This is a genomic window from Rhodococcus sp. C26F, assembly GCF_053345925.1.
Genome location: NZ_JBKFBA010000004.1, coordinates 159,058 through 174,660, shown reverse-complemented (window position 1 = coordinate 174,660; position 15,603 = coordinate 159,058). Strand labels below are relative to the sequence as shown.

Below are 15,603 nucleotides of genomic sequence, written 5' to 3'. Positions count from 1 at the left end.
TCGTCGTTGTGGGCAGCGGTCTGTCGCTCACCCGTCCGGCCGACGGTCGTCCTCGGCGGGCCGCCGTGCCGCAGACGCTAGTCTGTCGAGGTGGCAGATTCCCCGCACGATCCGGCTCGACCGGATGTGAACCGCAACGATGTTCGAGGTTCGGCTCGGAGCGATCGAGCCGACGGTGCACACCACCGGCGCGAGGACCCCGCAGCGAACGACACCGCCCCGAAGGCGAAGAAGCAGAAGTCGTTCTGGCGTGAACTGCCGATCCTGGTCGTCGTCGCACTGGCCCTGAGCTTCCTGCTGCAGACCTTCGTGGCGCGGGTCTATCTCATCCCCTCGGAGTCGATGGAGCCGACACTGCACGGCTGCCCGGGCTGCACCGGCGACCGCATCGTCGTCGAGAAGGTGGGATACCGCTTCACCGACCCCCGTCCCGGCGACGTCATCGTCTTCGAAGGCCCCGACTCGTGGTCGGCCGGCTACACCTCGACCCGTTCCGACAACGTCGTCGTGCGGGGACTGCAGGAGATCGGTTCGCTCGTCGGCGTCGTGCCGCCGGACGAGAACGACCTCGTCAAGCGCGTGATCGCGACCGGCGGGCAGACGGTGGAATGCTGCGACGACCAGGGCCGTGTCCTCGTCGACGGTGTCCCGCTCGACGAGCCGTACGTGACCATGGACTTCCCGTTCACCCCGGGTGTCGTCACCTGCGAGACCGAGGTCCCCTCCGGGCGTTGCTTCGGGCCCGTCACCGTGCCCGAGGGCCACGTCTGGGTGATGGGCGACAACCGCAGCAACTCGGCCGACTCGCGCTACCACGTCGGGGACGAGCATCAGGGCTCGATCCCGCTGGACAATGTCATCGGAAAAGCCCGCTTCATCGTGCTGCCTCCCGGCCGATGGGGCCTGATCGACTCACCGGAGATCCTTCCCTCGTGACTGCTTGGCCACCTCGACCCGTGATCCGTCGCTCCTCCGGACTGCGCACCATGGAGTCCGCGCTCGCGCGGTGCGGTCTCGGTCCGGTCGCGGGGGTCGACGAAGCCGGCCGCGGTGCCTGCGCCGGGCCGCTGGTCGTCGCCGCCTGCGTGCTCGGCGACCGGCCGCACGCGTCGCTCGACCGGCTCGACGATTCGAAGAAGCTCACCGAACGCACCCGCGAGGAGCTGTACTCGGTGATCGTGCGACGCGCCCGGGCGTGGAGCGTGGTGGTGATCCCCGCGGAGGAGGTCGACGCGATCGGCATCCACGTCGCCAACATCGAGGGCATGCGACGCGCGGTGGCAGGTCTGTCGACTCCGCCCGGTTACGTGCTCACCGACGGCTTCCGGGTGCCGGGACTACCCGCACCGTCCCTGCCCGTGATCGGCGGCGACGCGGCGGCTGCGTGCATCGCGGCGGCCAGTGTGCTCGCGAAGGTCACACGCGATCGCATGATGGTCGACCTCGACGGCGAGCTACCGGAGTACGGTTTCGCAGTACACAAGGGCTACAGCACTCCGACGCACATGGCGGCGTTGGCCGAGCACGGCCCGTCACCACAGCACCGGCGGTCGTGGGCCAATGTGCGCTCGGTGTGCGGAGTGCCCGCAGTGCGACGTCGGTTGTTCGCCGACGACCTGGTTCGTCGATCGTATGCAGACGACCTGGGGCGTCGATTGTTCACCGACGAGGCGGATGCGGGATGATTGCAGGACACACCAGACTGGGAGGACACCGAGACCGATGAGTGCCGAGGATCTCGAGAAGTACGAAACCGAGATGGAACTCTCGCTGTACAGGGAGTACCGGGACATCGTCGGTCAGTTCGCGTACGTCGTGGAGACCGAGCGCCGGTTCTACCTGGCGAACGCCGTCGAATTGCTGCCGCACAACGCCAACGGCGAGGTGTACTTCGAGGTGCGTATGTCCGACGCCTGGGTGTGGGACATGTACCGTCCCGCACGCTTCGTCAAGCACGTCCGTGTCATCACGTTCAAGGACGTCAACATCGAAGAGCTCGACAAGCCCGAACTGAGACTGCCCGACAAGCTGGGCTGACGCCCTCGGGGATGACCCTGCGCACAGCGGCCGCATCCTAGCCGGGCCGCCGACACCGAGCCCTCCGCGGAGGCTCGTCGCCCGCCGTTGTGCACAGGCACCGCACTCATCCACAGATTCCCCGATCTCCGTGCTCGGACCCCGATTCCGCGTGCCCCGGTCCTCCACAGTGGGGGCATGCAGGGGACCAATCGGACATCACACAACCGGGATCTGGGCGCGCGAGGCGAGGACCTCGCCGCGGAATACCTCGAGTCGACCGGCATGGTCGTGCTCGAACGCAACTGGCGCAGCCGATACGGCGAACTCGATCTCATCGCACAGGACGGCGCGGCCGTCGTCTTCGTCGAGGTCAAGACCCGCACCGGCACCGGCTACGGCACCCCCGCCGAAGCGGTGACGCACGCGAAGGCCGAACGGATCCGTCGCCTCGCCGGACAGTGGTTGTCCGAGCAGACGCGCCGCTGGTCGCACATCCGCGTCGATGTGGTCACCGTCCTGCTCGCGCGGGGACACGCCCCGGAGATCACCCACCGCAAGCAGGTCCTCTGATGGCGCTCGGACGCGCCTGGTCGGTCGCCGTCTCCGGGATCGACGGGCAGGTCGTCGAGATCGAAGCCGACATCGGACGAGGTCTGCCGGGTGTGACGATGGTCGGGCTGCCCGACACCGCGCTCCAGGAGTCGCGCGACCGGGTGCGCGCCGCCGTGTCGAATTCCGGTGCCAAGTGGCCGGATTCGAAGGTCGTGCTCGCACTGTCGCCGGCCACGCTGCCGAAGGTCGGCAGTGTCTACGATCTCGGACTGGCGTGCGCGGTGCTCGACGCAGCGGATGTCGTGCCGACCGAGGCCGTCTCCCGGACGGTGCTGCTCGGCGAACTCGCGCTCGACGGGCGCGTCAGGCCGGTGCGCGGTGTGCTGCCCGCCGTGCTCACGGCGAAGAAACACGGCTGGTCGCGCGTGGTGGTGCCGACCGCGACGATGACCGAAGCGGCGCTCGTCGACGGCATCGACGTCTACGGCGCCGAGACACTGCGCGAGTTGGTGCTCTGGCTCCAGGGCGACGGTCCGCTCGAACGGCCCGATCCGCGCGCGCTGCCACCGCGGGCGGTGCGCGGCGATCTCAGCGAAGTGGTCGGCCAGCACGAAGCGCGTCGCGCGATCGAGGTCGCTGCGGCCGGTGCGCATCACCTGATGTTGACCGGTCCGCCGGGAATCGGGAAAACGATGCTCGCGCAGCGACTTCCGGGGATCCTGCCGGACCTGGACGAAAGTCACGCCCTCGAGGTGACGGCCATCCATTCGGTGGCGGGCACCCTCACCAGCGACCGGCCGCTCGTGACGGAACCGCCCTTCATCGCGCCCCATCACACGGCGTCGGTGAGTTCGCTGATCGGAGGCGGCACCGGCATGGCGAAACCCGGCGCGGTGAGCCGGGCGCACCGCGGCGTGCTGTTCCTCGACGAGGTCGCCGAGATGGGGACGAAGACACTCGAAGCGCTGCGGACGCCGCTCGAGGACGGGGAGGTGCGCATCGCCCGGCGGGACGGTGTCGCACGATATCCGGCCCGCTTCCAGCTGATCCTCGCCGCCAACCCGTGCCCGTGCGCACCTCCACGCGACGCCGACTGCGTGTGTGCGCCGACCGCACGTCGCCGCTATCTGGGGCGTCTGTCGGGCCCGCTCCTCGACCGCGTCGACCTTAGGGTCCGGATGCAGGCCGTCGCGACCAGCGCGTTGATGGGGGAGACGGGCGAGAGCACCGACGACGTACGGGCGCGCGTCGCCCGGGCGAGAGCCGCGGCACGCGAGCGGTGGGTCGAGCACGGCTGGGCCACCAACGCCGAGGTGCCCGGGCCGGCCCTCCGGCAGAAGTTCCGTCTTCCACGTGCTGCGCTCGAACCCGTCGAATGGGCGCTGCGCAAGGGCGCCATCACCGCGCGAGGAGCGGATCGGGCACTGCGGGTAACTAGCGCCTTAGACTAGCGGATGTGAACAGTAACGCAACCCGTGAGGTGGCGCGTGTCGCAATCTACCTCAGACAATCCCAGGACCGTGACGGGAACGAGTACGGCGTCAGTCGCCAACGTGAGGACGTGTGTCGCCTCGTCGCCGCCCGAGGGTGGACGGTCGCAGCCGAGTACGTCGACAACGACGTGTCGGCCTCCAAGGGCAAGCCTCGGCCGCAGTTCGAGGCGATGATGACCGCCGTTGATCGTGGCGAGATCGACGTGATCGTGTCCCGGCACGTCGATCGGTTGCTGCGGCGGCTCTCGGAACTCGAGCACGTCCTCGAACGCTGCGCACCGCACGGCACGTCGATCGTCACCGCCGCTGACGGCGTCGACACGTCCACCGACGGCGGTCGCCTGGTCGCTCGGATCCTTGCCTCGGTCGGTCAGGGAGAGGTCGAGCGCAAATCGGCGCGCCAGCGGTCAGCGATTGTGCAGGCTGCGTCGCAGGGTCGGTGGGTCGGCGGCCGTCGTGCGTTCGGCTACGAGTCCGATGGTGTGACCGTGCGCGAGAACGAGGCGGCGTTGATCCGGGCGGGTTACGCGGCCGTGCTCGCCGGCGAACCGCTGACCGCGATCGCCCGTGCGTGGAATGAGTCGGGGATCGGGACGACGCAGGGCGGGGCACAGTGGGAACGCACGTCGGTCCGTGACGTACTGATCAACGCCCGCAACGCCGGTCTACGCCGCCACCGCCCCGAGGGATCCCACCTGACCTACCGGCAGGATCCGGTCTCGTTCGTCGTGGGAAAGGCCGAGTGGCCCGCGATCGTGCCCGAGGAAACGTGGCGCGCGGTCGTGGCCCTGATCACCGACCCGTCACGCCGTAAAGGTTCGCCGGGTGCCCGAGCATTGCTGACCGGTGTCGCGCTGTGCGGCGTCTGTGACGACGGCACGACGGTGAACGCCGGGGGAGCGCGCCGGACGGCGCGGGCGTATCGCTGCTCGGCTCACCCGCACATGCAGAGGGTCGCCGAACCGATCGACGATTTCGTCGAGAGGGTGATCGTGGGGCGGTTGTCGATGCCGGACGCGCTGGCCGTGTTCGCGCCGACGGTCGAGGTCGACGTGAAACCGCTGCGGGAAGCTGCGGACGTTGTACGCCGTCGCCTTGAGGACATCGCAGCGGACTACGCCGAGGATGTCATGACCCGGCCGCAGTTCATCGCCGCCACCGAGGCAGGTCGCGCCCGTCTGGCACAGCTCGAGGCCGAGATCACCGCTGCGGGATCGGTGGACCTTGTCGCACCGCTCGTCACGTCCGGGAACGTGGCCGAGGCGTGGGCGGCTCTCAGCACCGCACGTAAGCGTGCCGTGATCGACGTTCTCGCCGAGGTAGTGATCCATTCACCCGGCCGCGGTGTCCGAACGTTCCGACCCGAGACTGTCGAGTTTCGGTGGCGCACCGAGGGCTGACACGGGCGTCTCCACACCGCCGCCTGATGGGGATCGTTTCACCGCAAAATGTGCCCTGACCTGCACGGGAACTAGTTCCCGCCATTTTGGCGCGTTCCACCGCTCTGGCTGAGTCAACAGTTCCCGAATAGTTCCCGGCCGTTTGGCCTGGTCAGAAGTCGTTTCAACGGACAGTTCCCAACAGTTCCCAATAGTTCCCGGAACTGTCCGAACTGAATAGTTCCCAGTTCCCCGGCCTATATAAGCCGGGAACCGGGAACTGTTCGGGGAACCGTCGGTGTCGATTGAGCGGTGTCGATGGGTCGATCGGGAGCTGTGTAGACGGGCACGGCGGTGTGCTTACACCTCGTGAGGTGTGTAATCGATTGTCCTGCAACGGGGTTAAGGGAATCCCCTTTGCTACAGTGAAACCGTCCACTTCGCACGCCCCATATGGGTGCAGGCCCCGATGGCCCGTTTGCACCGCCCCCGTTCCCGGTTCCCAAACCCGTTAGTGCGAGATCGGCCCCCGACGCCGATGGTTGGAAAGTTCGGGAGAGAGTCACCACCGTGGCCGGGAAGCCCACAAACACCTATTCCAGCCGTAGCCGCAGGATCGCCGGCACGCTCGGACGAACAATGCAGCGTCACCCCGAAAGGGACACGACCGAGCTGCGTCGCGATCTGGCCGCCTCGAGGATCGAGGATCACATCGAGGCCGTGCTCGCCGCAGCACCGCCCCTCACGGCCGCACAGATCGACCGCCTGACAATCGTCCTCGGTGGCGGCGGTGCGTCTGAATGACCCCTCAAAATGGCGTAGCCGCCAGCGCTGCACACGCTGACGGCCACCGGAACACAACAACTCTCGGCGTTGATACTAACCCGCCGGCTGTCGACTGGGAAGACGACCACGACGACGAACCGCCGTTCGATCCCGACACTGATCCGTGGCAGATCATTGCCGAGTATTCGCCGCAGCCTCGACCCGTCCTCGACGCGATCCGTGAGCGCCTCGAGAACCAAGGTGGGCGCCTCGACGGTGTCCCGCGTGAGGTTCTCGAGGCCCTGGCCGTGGACATCCCCGCGTCACTGGCGGTGCACCTGCCCGACGATCACCTGATTCTCGAATGTCGGGAAGCTCTCCGAGTCCTCGACGTGGCCGAGGCACGCAAGGCCGATCACCTCGCACGACTGAGGGCAGAGGCCGAGGTCGCGGCCGAGCTGAAAGCCAAGGTGGCCGCCGAGGAGGCCGCCGCCGCAGCTATCGCAGAGTCGTCGTGGGATCCGGTCGACCTGACCCCGATCCTCGCAGACATCGCCGCAGGGACGATCACACTGCCCGAGGCCACGATCATGCCCCGCGCCGACGGGCTGTGCCTGCTGTACCCGGGTCTCGTGCACTCGTTCCACGGTGAGAGTGAGTCGGGCAAGTCGCTGCTGATGCAGAGCGCCAGCGCCGTCGAGATCAGTGACGGTCATGACGTGTTGTACCTCGACTACGAATCCGATCAGCTCTCGGTGGTGCAGCGAATCGCACAGCTCGGAGCACCCGTCGACATGATCGCCCGCCACCTGACCTACGTGCGGCCCGGGGAAGCGATCAACGGGGCGGTGAGCCGTGGGCGGTGGGAACGGTTGCTCTCCCGCCGTTATTCGCTGGCCATCCTCGACGGCGTGACCGATGCCCTCGCGACGTTCGGTTACTCGTCCATCGACAACGACGACGTGACCAAGTGGACGCGCGACGTTCCCAAGCACATCGCCGATGTCACCGGGGCGGCCGTGGCGCTGATCGACCACGTCTCCAAGGACACGGGCGGCCGGGGACGGTTCGCGATCGGCGGCTCGGCCAAGATGAACGGCCTGACCGGTGCCGCGTACATCGTCGAGGTCGAGGAACCTCTCGGCCGAGGCCGGCGGGGTGTCCTGACCGTGCGGATCGGCAAGGATCGGCCCGGCGGTGTCCGTGGTCGCTTGCCCGCCAGCAAGCCTCGGCACGACCGCACCGAACCCGTTGCCACGGTCGTGGTCGATTCGACGGCCGGGGACGGGATCCACGTCGAGCTGCAGGTGCCTACCGACCTCGCACCGTCCGGCGTGGTGAAGAACGACGCCGCCGCTCTCGCCCGTGCAGCCGAGTACGTGGCCGAGCACCCCGGGATGTCGAAAACCGACACCGCTACCGCCATGGGTGGCCGCAAATCGACGAACCTCGCCACGCTCGCGACGCTGATCACGCAGGGATATGTGGCCGACGACGGGCGCGGTAAGGGTCTGCGAATCGTCAAGCCCTACAAACCCGCTGACGATGTGTACGCGATGCACACGCACCTCGAAATTCCCAATTCCTAAGCATCACAGGAGAACTGACACCATGCCTCTCAACGAACGCCAGCTCGAGGAAATCAACGCCAGCCGCTACCGCACCGCATATCGGTTGCTCGCTCACACGATCGACGGCCGCCGGGTGCTCGAGGAGATGGACGACGACGGCCCGTATGGCGGCGACTATGACACGGCCATCGTGTTCGCCGAGCACACCGCCCGAATCGTCATGGAGGCATACGAGAAGGGGCCGATAGGCGTCGAGGCACTGCTCGACGCTCTGGTCGGTCTGCTGATCGAAACCACCGACCCCGCCACGCTGCGGGCGATGGTCGAACGGTGCAGGGTGCGCGCATTCACCGATGGCGACGACCTCGAGGCTGCGATTCGGGACGGTGGACGATGATCACCATTGCACCGCCCCGTAACCCGTCCCTGGCCGCCCTCGAGGCCGCTGTGACGGCCGCCCTCGATATCGCAGGCGTGTGCCCGCGCTGCACGTTCGACGCCGTGGTCGTGCCGCTGGCGCTGCGCAGCGTCGGCGTTGCCCCGGCCGAGCGTGACGCCGCCCTCGACCGCTGGCGGGAACGGGTCGGTGGCCACGCCGGCCACGGCCGCCGCCGCTTTGCCCGCCACCTGACTACTTCCCTCTGATCGGAGACCTGACCCATGACCACAAATTCGACGACCGGGCTTGCCTTGCGCGTGGCCATCCACGCTGCCCTGCTCGACCTCGACCGCCCGGCCACGATCGAGGAGCTGCACGGGATCCTGACCGATCAGGGGCACCGCGTCGGTCAGCGCACCGTCGAGGACGCGACCGTAAGGCTCTCCTCTGACGGGGAAATCCACCGCCTCACCGACGACGGCGGCCGCACCGTCCTGTGTTCGCTGACCCCGATCGACGCGGCCGCCACCACGCGTGACCAGCTGACCGAGGTGGCCACGGCCGCCGCAGACGGTGTCCTCGAATCCCTCGGCGTCGAGGAATCGTGGGCCAACCGCCACCGCGCTGCGATATTCGAGACCATTGGCGACGCCGTCGAGGCGGCGACGCTGACATGGATCAACCACAACACGATCATGGTCGGGCACATGGTGGCCGAGAAGTACGCCGAGGCGGCGGCAAAATGACCGCCCGGGCCGTGACCACGGTGCAGCTCGATGCGGAGGACGCCGACTTGATCGTTCGACTGATCGACGCGCACGCCGAGGCGATGCGTTCGACCGGCCGCCAACTCGGTCCGTTGGTGGTCCGTCTACGGGCCCAATTGGAGCGGGCTAGCGTCCGCGTCAACGCCCGAGGGGCAAACGTCAACGCGAACGTCAGTGGCACCGATCGGGAACAGTCGACCCCCGATCGTGACCTGTATGCCTTCGTTGACTCCGCCCAAGCTGCGGCCATCCTCGGAATCACCCCGGGTGGCATTCGCTATCGGGCTAGAACTGGTCAGATTGCAAGCCGCAAAGCGGGCGGTCGTTGGCTCTATAGCGCAGCTGATGCGGAGCGCATCGCAGCCGAGCGCGCCCGCCGACTGCGCCGATAGCCCGGACCGGGGGCGGTGACCATGCCCGCACAGTTGGTCACCGTCCCCTCGGTCGAATTGATCCACACCGGCACGTGGGATATCTCCACAGGGCAGTGGACGGTCACGACGGAAACGCTCGAGTCCGCTGTGGCCGCCCATGCTGCCGGTGTCGTTCGTCGGCCGGTGCTCAAGCTCGGTCACGAGGATCCCCGGTTCGACGGTCAGCCGGCAGTGGGGTACCTCGACAATCTGCGTGTCACCGCCGACGGGCAGACGCTCGTCGGGGACTACGTCGGCGTACCGCAATGGCTGGCCGAGATCCTGGCCACCGCCTACCCGACGAGGTCGGTCGAGGGTGTGCACGATGTCGTGGCCGTGGACGGCACCCGCTACCCGTTCGTCCTTACCGCGACCGCCCTGCTCGGCGTCACGGATCCCGGTATCAGCACCCTGGCCGACATCCCGGCCTATTTCGGCGTGGCCGCTAAGGCCGTCGCCGTCACCGTCCCCGCAACGGAAACGCCCACGGCACTCGCCGTGGCGCTCGCATCGGCACGGCGCGCCCGTCGTGCTCGAGGAAAGTAGGTAACGCACCATGCCCAAGAGCATTCAGGTCTACTCGCCTGGCCAGGCCATCACGGTCGAGGCCACTGGCGCCGTCGCACAGTCGACGTTCGTGGCCGTGTCCGGTAACCGCACCGCCGGCGGCGGGAACATCGCCGCCTCTACCGCAGGGGCCGGTGTCCGTGCCCTCGGTGTCGCCGCCGCCGACGCCGCGACCGGTCAGGTCGTCGCCGTCCACCGCGCTGGTGTCGTCCGTGTCGTGGCCGGTGCCGCGATCGCAGCCGGGGCAGAGGTCGAGGTCGGGGCCGCTGGGAAGGCGGTGACGCTCGCAGCCGGTAAGGCTGTGGGTCTCGCGCTCACCGCCGCCGCGTCCGGTGCACACGCCGAAATCGCTCTGTACTGATCAGGAGAACTAGAGACTATGACTTCCGCACTTACTCCCCAGCTCACCGGCCGTCTCCTCACCGTCGAGGTGGCCCTGTCGCAGCCCTCCGTGATTCGTGACCGGATCGCCAAGTTGGCCGATAGCCAGATGGTCATGCCCCGATTCTTCTCGAGCCTCGGTAAGCCCGTCGAGGGCGGCGGGATCCTCTACTCGGTGGCCAAGGCGTCTGACCTCTACGCGACCGGCGTGGAGAAGCGCGCACCCGGCGCCGAGTACCCCGTGGTCGAGGGCGTCGACCCCGAACCCAAGCTGGCCAAGGTGGACGACTACGGCGGCCGGTTCCAGACGCTCGACGAGCAGCGCAAGCGCAACGATGTGAGCTACCTCGATGGTCAGGTGACACAGCTCAGCAACACCGTGGCATCGAAGGTCGACGCCGCCGCAATGGCCGCGATCGCCGCCGCCGACATCGATTCGATCGTGGCCACCACCGCGTGGGACGAGGCCATTATCGAGGGCGCCACGCCGTCCAGCCCGGCCGAGCGTCCGACCGGCACGCTGGCACAGGCGCTCGAGATGTTCGAGTCCGACAGCCTCGGAATTGTGCCCAACACACTCTTGGTCGCACCGCAGGAGGCGCGCGTTCTCCGCACCCTGTACGGCAAGGATCTCGGCGCCGTCCTCGACTCGTTCGGGCTGACCCTGGTCAGTAACGCCCGCCTCGAGGCCGGGGCCGCGTACGTCCTGCGGGCCGGTGAAGTCGGCACGGTCGGGTTCGAGGATCCGCTGACCGTCGAGGTGTACGACGACCGTGCGACCCGGTCCAAATGGGTCCAGGCATTCTGCGTGCCCGCGTTTGCCGTCGAAAAGCCTTACGCGGCAAAGAAACTGACCGCGCTGGCATCGGTCTGAGGGGAGATAGAACCATGACGCTGACATTCAACGATGACCAGACCGCACGCCTGCTCGACGTGCTCGGCCTCTCCGCTGACACGACCGACGTGGCGGTGATCCTGGCCGCGATCTCTGACCTGGCCGTGGCAGAGAACGCCGTCGCCGCCAAGGCTGCGGGTACCGGGCTGACGCTGATCGACGGCGAACAGCTCGCCGCCCTCGAGGCCGCAGCGGAGGAAGGCCGAACGATCGCCGCTGCGGCCAAGGCGGCCAAGGTCGAGGGGATCGTGACCGATGCGATCAAGGCCGGCAAGCTCCCACCGGCCCGCAAGGATCACTGGGTCAAGCTGATCGAAGCTGACGAGAGCATGGCCGATGTCCTGGCCAGCGCACCGGCAGTGATCCCCGTGACCGAGATCGGCCACAGCCATGGCGCCGACGCCGATATCGACGCGAACACTCCCGAGTGGTTCCGCTGAGTAGCTGACACCGCAGGACCCGCAACGACGAACGGCCCCCGGACAACCGGGGGCCGTTCTCGTGTCGGTGGCAGGGAGACGAGGGGCCGCCACCGCCATCGAGGCTACACAGGGCCGTCGTCCCCGCCCTGACCTGCGGATATGGGCACCGCCCCGCCATTTGCCCTGGTCAGCTGACCAGGGCCGCTGAGCGGTCGTAAAAAAACGGACACTAGGCACCGTGGGAGGAGCTGTCCGTGCCCCCCACCCCAGCAAATGCCGGGGGCGGGGGTCAGGCGCAGTGTGGCCGCCAGTTGGCCAGCTGGCCGAGGGTGCTGGACAAATGCCACGGTCCCGATCGGTGGGAGCGTCTGACAACTGCACCGATCGGGACCGTTCCAATATCCACGGGGCCTCACACCCGCGAACGAGTCCAGTCTAGTGGGCGCACATTCTCTGGGGCCGTGGTCGCGGTGGGGGACCGGGCTACCGCCCGGCAACGGAACGGGCTGCGCCCGTGCTGTATTGAACAACGGGCCGCATAGACGCCCCTGCGGGGCGGCAGAGGTCTCCCGGCTTGGTCCCCCTAGCCCTGCGGGCTTGTCCCGCCATGCGACCCACGGACCTGGCCCCTCACCGTGTCGGGCAGCACCGATAGCCCCGCGTCGACTCGGACGCGTGGCGGTGCTGACTCGGTCCATGGTGTGCACCCCAACGGTCCAAGTGCCCCACTGCCAGCGGTGGGGACTGTGCTTACTGGCGGCCGGTCGAGTTACGTCTGACTCGGCGGTGTAGCGACGTGCAGAGGCTCACGGAACGCGGCGTGCAAAGCACGGGACGGTGCGAGACCGTCCCGGCTCAACACGCCGAGGTCAGTTGGCAGGCTCGCCGTAGACGGTGGCGCCGGGGCCACAGATTGCGTTGCCGTGGATCCGGCAATCGAACAGCGGGGAATCTTCGTCGATCGTCCCGCCGAGCGCGAGGACGAGCGCAGCAATCAGGCTCAGGAGAACGCTCACAGCGCCCACCGCCCCACGGTGTTGCCGTTGTGGTCACGGGCCACGCCCGAGGTGTGGCCGTCCTCGAGGGCATCGGCAACGGTGCGCAGGATCCGCGCCAGCTCGGTGGCCATTCCGTCCCCGTCGAACGCGGCGTTACCGGTGTCGATGGTCACCTGGAAACGGTCGAGGGCTGCCAGCTCGGCGCGCTCGTCGAGGATCCGCCCCATGATCTGATCGAGGGCATCCTCGGGGACGATCGGCACGCGCAGATAGTCCATGTGCGGGTCGAGCCCGGCGGCTATGGCGACGTCCTGTGCTTCGCCGAGGGTGATCGTGGAGGCGTCCATAACCTCGGCCGTGGTGGCGTCGAGGTACTGCGCAGCCGCGCGGATCGAGAGCAACGCGGGCGGGGTGTCGCGGGGTGCAGATAGACTGCTGTCACGGTTCATCGGACTCTACTTCCGTTGGGCCGAGGCCCTGATCCGGTGCTACCAACACCGACCGGGGCCGTTTGTATTTAGTTGCGCCTTGCGCGGACGCTAGGGGTCGCGTGGACGCTGAGCGACCTCGACGGTTCCGATTCGCCGACGGCGACGCACGTCGCTGCCGCACTCGACTTCCGGGATCGGGGTGTCGCATGAGCGGGCACGGCGACGAACGGCGCCTGGCCTGGGCCTATCTGTCGACCGTCGCGCAGGGTGCGTCACGATCGTTGTCGGCGGCAGTGGAAGCCGAGGGTGTACTCGAGGTGGCAGCGGCCATCCGGTCGGGTGCGGGCCTCGACGAACTCTCGTCGCGGTACTCGGTGCGGGCGCACCTCGATACCGCGGCACGGGATCTCGATCGTTTGGGACGGGCCGGCGGGCGACTGGTCACGCCCCACGACGACGAATGGCCTGCCTGGCAGATGCTCGGCTTCGGCACCCTCGACACCGCGACCGACGCCGAGGGGCCACCCCTCGCGCTGTGGGTGTGGGGAAGCCGGCGGATCGACGACCTCGCCGAACGCGCGATCGGCATCGTCGGGACCCGCGCCGCGAGCGGTTACGGGGAGCACGTCACCGCCGAGATCGCCGGGGATCTCGCCGCCGACGGATGGACGGTCGTGTCCGGCGCGGCCTTCGGCGTCGACGCGGCCGCACACCGCGCGGCGCTCGGGGTGGGTGGCACCACCGTCGCGATCCTGGCCTGCGGTGTCGACCGGGCGTATCCGGCGGCACACGCGACGATGTTGCGGCGGATCTCCGAATCGGGTCTGGTGGTGAGCGAGTATCCCCCGGGCACGACTCCGGCGCGGTACCGGTTCCTCGCCCGCAACCGGCTGATCGCGGCGTTGTCCGCCGGCACGGTCGTCGTCGAGGCCGGCTGGCGCAGCGGGGCGCGCAACACCGCGGCGTGGGCGCGACGACTCGGACGGCCTGTCATGGCGGTGCCCGGACCGGTGACCTCGGCGGCCTCGCAAGGCTGTCACCGCATGATCAGGGAAGGAGAGGCCCGCTTGGTGGGCGCGGCGCGCGACGTCGTCGAGGAGTGCGGTCCGCTGCTGGCGGGCGGGGACGACGACCGCGACGGCCTGTTCCGCCGCGACCTGGACGGACTGTCGGGCGACATGGCGGTGGTCTACGAGGCGCTTCCCGCGTCGGACGTCTGCGATCCGGCGATGGTGGCCGAGTCGGCGGGGCTGCCGATCGAGCGGGTGCGGGCGGCGCTGCCCCTGCTCGAACTCGACGGTCTGGTGGCCGCGACGGACGGAGGGTGGCGGCGGACGTGACGGCGGATCGACGCCGGGGCGGTCTACCCCCGGGCGGGAGGGGCGCCGAACATGCGGTCGCGCAGGCTGTCGTAGATGGGCGGGACCCGAGTGGAATACGCCACGACGACGGCGCAGATCGTCGCGGCGAGCATCGGAACCGTCACTCCCGTCGCCGCGGTCATCTCCACGACGAGGACGACGCCGGTGATCGGAGCCCGCACCGACGCGCCGAAGAGGGCGGCCATCCCCGCAATGGCCATCGGCACGGCCAGCATCGACCCGATCCCGGGGACCATCGCGGCGCAAATCCCAGCGCACAACACTCCCCAGAGAGCACCCAGTGCGAGGAGCGGTGCGAACAGTCCACCCGGTGTCCCGGCCGCGTACGACAGCGGACCTGCGACGAACCGCAGCAGGACGCAGCAGGACGATGGACGGGGGAGCGATGGAGTCCACGGCGAAGTCGGGGGTGTCGCCGACGATCGTCCGCGAGCACGCCACCGCGGCGGCCACCGACAGGACGACGGGTACGACGATGCGGACACGGAAGCTGCCGGTGGCCTCCTCGAAGACGAACAGCGCACCGCCGATCGGGGCATTGAACGCGACCGCGAGTCCGGCACCGGACACCGAGGTCTGCAATAGACGTTCGTGCTCGGGATGCCGGGCGCGGCGCGCGGCCTCGGCGCCTACCGCGGCACCCATGTGCACGATCGGGCCTTCTCGTCCCAGGACGAGACCCGACCCGATCGACAGGAGTGCCCCGACGAATCTGGAGGGCAGCACCGACAAAGGTGGTGGCTCGGCCTGCCCGCGGTCGACGGCCTCGACGTGCTGGATTCCGCTACCCGAGGCGAGGGGCACCATCCGGACGATCAGCGCTGCGAGCAGAGCGCCGAGGATCGTGATCGCCACGGGAACGAGCCATCCCGGCCCGGGGAGTTCGTGCGCCCCATTCGACGGTGTGGATCCGCCATCGTTCGAGCCGCTCCAGGCACCAGCGGAAGGCTCCGCCGACAATGCCGATGACGGCGCCGGCCACGATCGCCGGCACCCAGATGGCTGCCAGTTCGCGAGGGGGTGCGGAAGGTTCCTGCACGTCCTCGATGTCCACCCGGTGTCCTCCGACCTGCCGCCGACGCACGCGTCCGCCCGGCAGTACCGCAGACGGTCGCGCGAAGGAGTCGTGACCGTATGTTCACAGACTCCGGGACGTTCCACCGGGACGTGAGGGTGAATTCGGAGGAAG

Annotated in this window: 19 protein-coding genes and 2 pseudogenes; 18 read left to right on the top strand and 3 right to left on the bottom strand. The window is 68.4% G+C overall.

Annotation, left to right across the window (positions count from 1 at the left end; translation table 11 throughout):
- Window positions 1–126 precede the first annotated feature (126 nt).
- The 16 genes and pseudogenes from lepB (at window position 127) to ACLBYD_RS07670 (ending at window position 11,621) form a co-directional block, all read left to right on the top strand.
- Complete coding sequence (gene lepB / locus ACLBYD_RS07745; protein WP_447816064.1) at window positions 127–936, top strand: signal peptidase I; 810 nt, start codon at window positions 127–129, stop codon at window positions 934–936.
- Window positions 933–1,685 carry a ribonuclease HII gene (locus tag ACLBYD_RS07740; protein WP_072740502.1) on the top strand — a complete coding sequence of 251 codons (753 nt, stop codon included), beginning with the start codon at window positions 933–935 and terminating at the stop codon, window positions 1,683–1,685. Before lepB ends, ACLBYD_RS07740 begins: the two co-directional genes overlap by 4 nt.
- A gap of 37 nt (window positions 1,686–1,722) precedes the next feature.
- The gene (locus ACLBYD_RS07735) at window positions 1,723–2,037 is read left to right on the top strand and encodes a DUF2469 domain-containing protein (RefSeq protein WP_006550963.1); all 315 of its coding nucleotides are present in this window, start codon (window positions 1,723–1,725) and stop codon (window positions 2,035–2,037) included.
- Between the two features lie 177 nt (window positions 2,038–2,214).
- Window positions 2,215–2,589: a YraN family protein gene (locus ACLBYD_RS07730; protein WP_016691241.1), complete on the top strand. Its 375-nt coding sequence runs from the start codon at window positions 2,215–2,217 to the stop codon at window positions 2,587–2,589.
- Window positions 2,589–4,004 (top strand): annotated as a pseudogene (locus ACLBYD_RS07725) (YifB family Mg chelatase-like AAA ATPase); the annotation flags it as partial. The gene ACLBYD_RS07730 and the pseudogene ACLBYD_RS07725, both read left to right, overlap by 1 nt.
- A gap of 23 nt (window positions 4,005–4,027) precedes the next feature.
- Window positions 4,028–5,464, top strand: a complete 1,437-nt coding sequence (locus tag ACLBYD_RS07720; protein ID WP_447815968.1) for a recombinase family protein — start codon at window positions 4,028–4,030, stop codon at window positions 5,462–5,464.
- Between the two features lie 549 nt (window positions 5,465–6,013).
- Window positions 6,014–6,247, top strand: coding sequence for a hypothetical protein (locus tag ACLBYD_RS07715; RefSeq protein ID WP_447815967.1), 234 nt, complete (start codon window positions 6,014–6,016; stop codon window positions 6,245–6,247).
- On the top strand, window positions 6,244–7,797 hold the full coding sequence (locus ACLBYD_RS07710; RefSeq protein WP_447815966.1) for a hypothetical protein: 1,554 nt from the start codon (window positions 6,244–6,246) through the stop codon (window positions 7,795–7,797). Before ACLBYD_RS07715 ends, ACLBYD_RS07710 begins: the two co-directional genes overlap by 4 nt.
- Before the next feature lie 22 nt (window positions 7,798–7,819).
- Window positions 7,820–8,176: a hypothetical protein gene (locus ACLBYD_RS07705; protein WP_447815965.1), complete on the top strand. Its 357-nt coding sequence runs from the start codon at window positions 7,820–7,822 to the stop codon at window positions 8,174–8,176.
- The gene (locus ACLBYD_RS07700) at window positions 8,173–8,424 is read left to right on the top strand and encodes a hypothetical protein (protein WP_447815964.1); all 252 of its coding nucleotides are present in this window, start codon (window positions 8,173–8,175) and stop codon (window positions 8,422–8,424) included. Before ACLBYD_RS07705 ends, ACLBYD_RS07700 begins: the two co-directional genes overlap by 4 nt.
- A 15-nt stretch (window positions 8,425–8,439) precedes the next feature.
- Window positions 8,440–8,904, top strand: coding sequence for a hypothetical protein (locus ACLBYD_RS07695; RefSeq protein ID WP_447815963.1), 465 nt, complete (start codon window positions 8,440–8,442; stop codon window positions 8,902–8,904).
- A gap of 11 nt (window positions 8,905–8,915) precedes the next feature.
- Window positions 8,916–9,317 (top strand): helix-turn-helix domain-containing protein, encoded by a 402-nt coding sequence (locus ACLBYD_RS07690; RefSeq protein WP_447815962.1) that lies wholly within the window; start codon window positions 8,916–8,918, stop codon window positions 9,315–9,317.
- 21 nt (window positions 9,318–9,338) lie between these two features.
- Window positions 9,339–9,884 (top strand): hypothetical protein, encoded by a 546-nt coding sequence (locus ACLBYD_RS07685; RefSeq protein ID WP_447815961.1) that lies wholly within the window; start codon window positions 9,339–9,341, stop codon window positions 9,882–9,884.
- 10 nt (window positions 9,885–9,894) lie between these two features.
- Entirely contained in the window at window positions 9,895–10,266 is a 372-nt protein-coding gene (locus ACLBYD_RS07680; protein WP_447815960.1) for a capsid cement protein, read from the top strand.
- Window positions 10,267–10,284: 18 nt separating this feature from the next.
- Window positions 10,285–11,160 carry a major capsid protein gene (locus ACLBYD_RS07675; protein WP_447815959.1) on the top strand — a complete coding sequence of 292 codons (876 nt, stop codon included), beginning with the start codon at window positions 10,285–10,287 and terminating at the stop codon, window positions 11,158–11,160.
- A gap of 14 nt (window positions 11,161–11,174) precedes the next feature.
- Entirely contained in the window at window positions 11,175–11,621 is a 447-nt protein-coding gene (locus ACLBYD_RS07670; RefSeq protein WP_447815958.1) for a hypothetical protein, read from the top strand.
- An 851-nt stretch (window positions 11,622–12,472) separates the two neighbouring features.
- Here ACLBYD_RS07670 and ACLBYD_RS07665 read toward each other — a convergent pair.
- Complete coding sequence (locus ACLBYD_RS07665; protein ID WP_447815957.1) at window positions 12,473–12,619, bottom strand: hypothetical protein; 147 nt, start codon at window positions 12,617–12,619, stop codon at window positions 12,473–12,475.
- Window positions 12,616–13,050, bottom strand: a complete 435-nt coding sequence (locus tag ACLBYD_RS07660) for a hypothetical protein (RefSeq protein WP_447815956.1) — start codon at window positions 13,048–13,050, stop codon at window positions 12,616–12,618. The genes ACLBYD_RS07665 and ACLBYD_RS07660 overlap by 4 nt, the downstream gene beginning before the upstream one ends.
- A gap of 72 nt (window positions 13,051–13,122) precedes the next feature.
- On the opposite strand from ACLBYD_RS07660, the gene ACLBYD_RS07655 reads away from it, so the two are divergent.
- Together ACLBYD_RS07655 and dprA are read left to right on the top strand one after the other, a co-directional pair.
- On the top strand, window positions 13,123–13,242 hold the full coding sequence (locus ACLBYD_RS07655) for a magnesium chelatase subunit ChlI family protein (RefSeq protein WP_447815955.1): 120 nt from the start codon (window positions 13,123–13,125) through the stop codon (window positions 13,240–13,242).
- Window positions 13,239–14,372, top strand: a complete 1,134-nt coding sequence (gene dprA / locus ACLBYD_RS07650; protein WP_447815954.1) for a DNA-processing protein DprA — start codon at window positions 13,239–13,241, stop codon at window positions 14,370–14,372. Before ACLBYD_RS07655 ends, dprA begins: the two co-directional genes overlap by 4 nt.
- A 23-nt stretch (window positions 14,373–14,395) precedes the next feature.
- Here dprA and ACLBYD_RS07645 read toward each other — a convergent pair.
- A pseudogene (locus ACLBYD_RS07645) lies at window positions 14,396–15,468 on the bottom strand (chloride channel protein).
- Window positions 15,469–15,603: the final 135 nt, after the last annotated feature.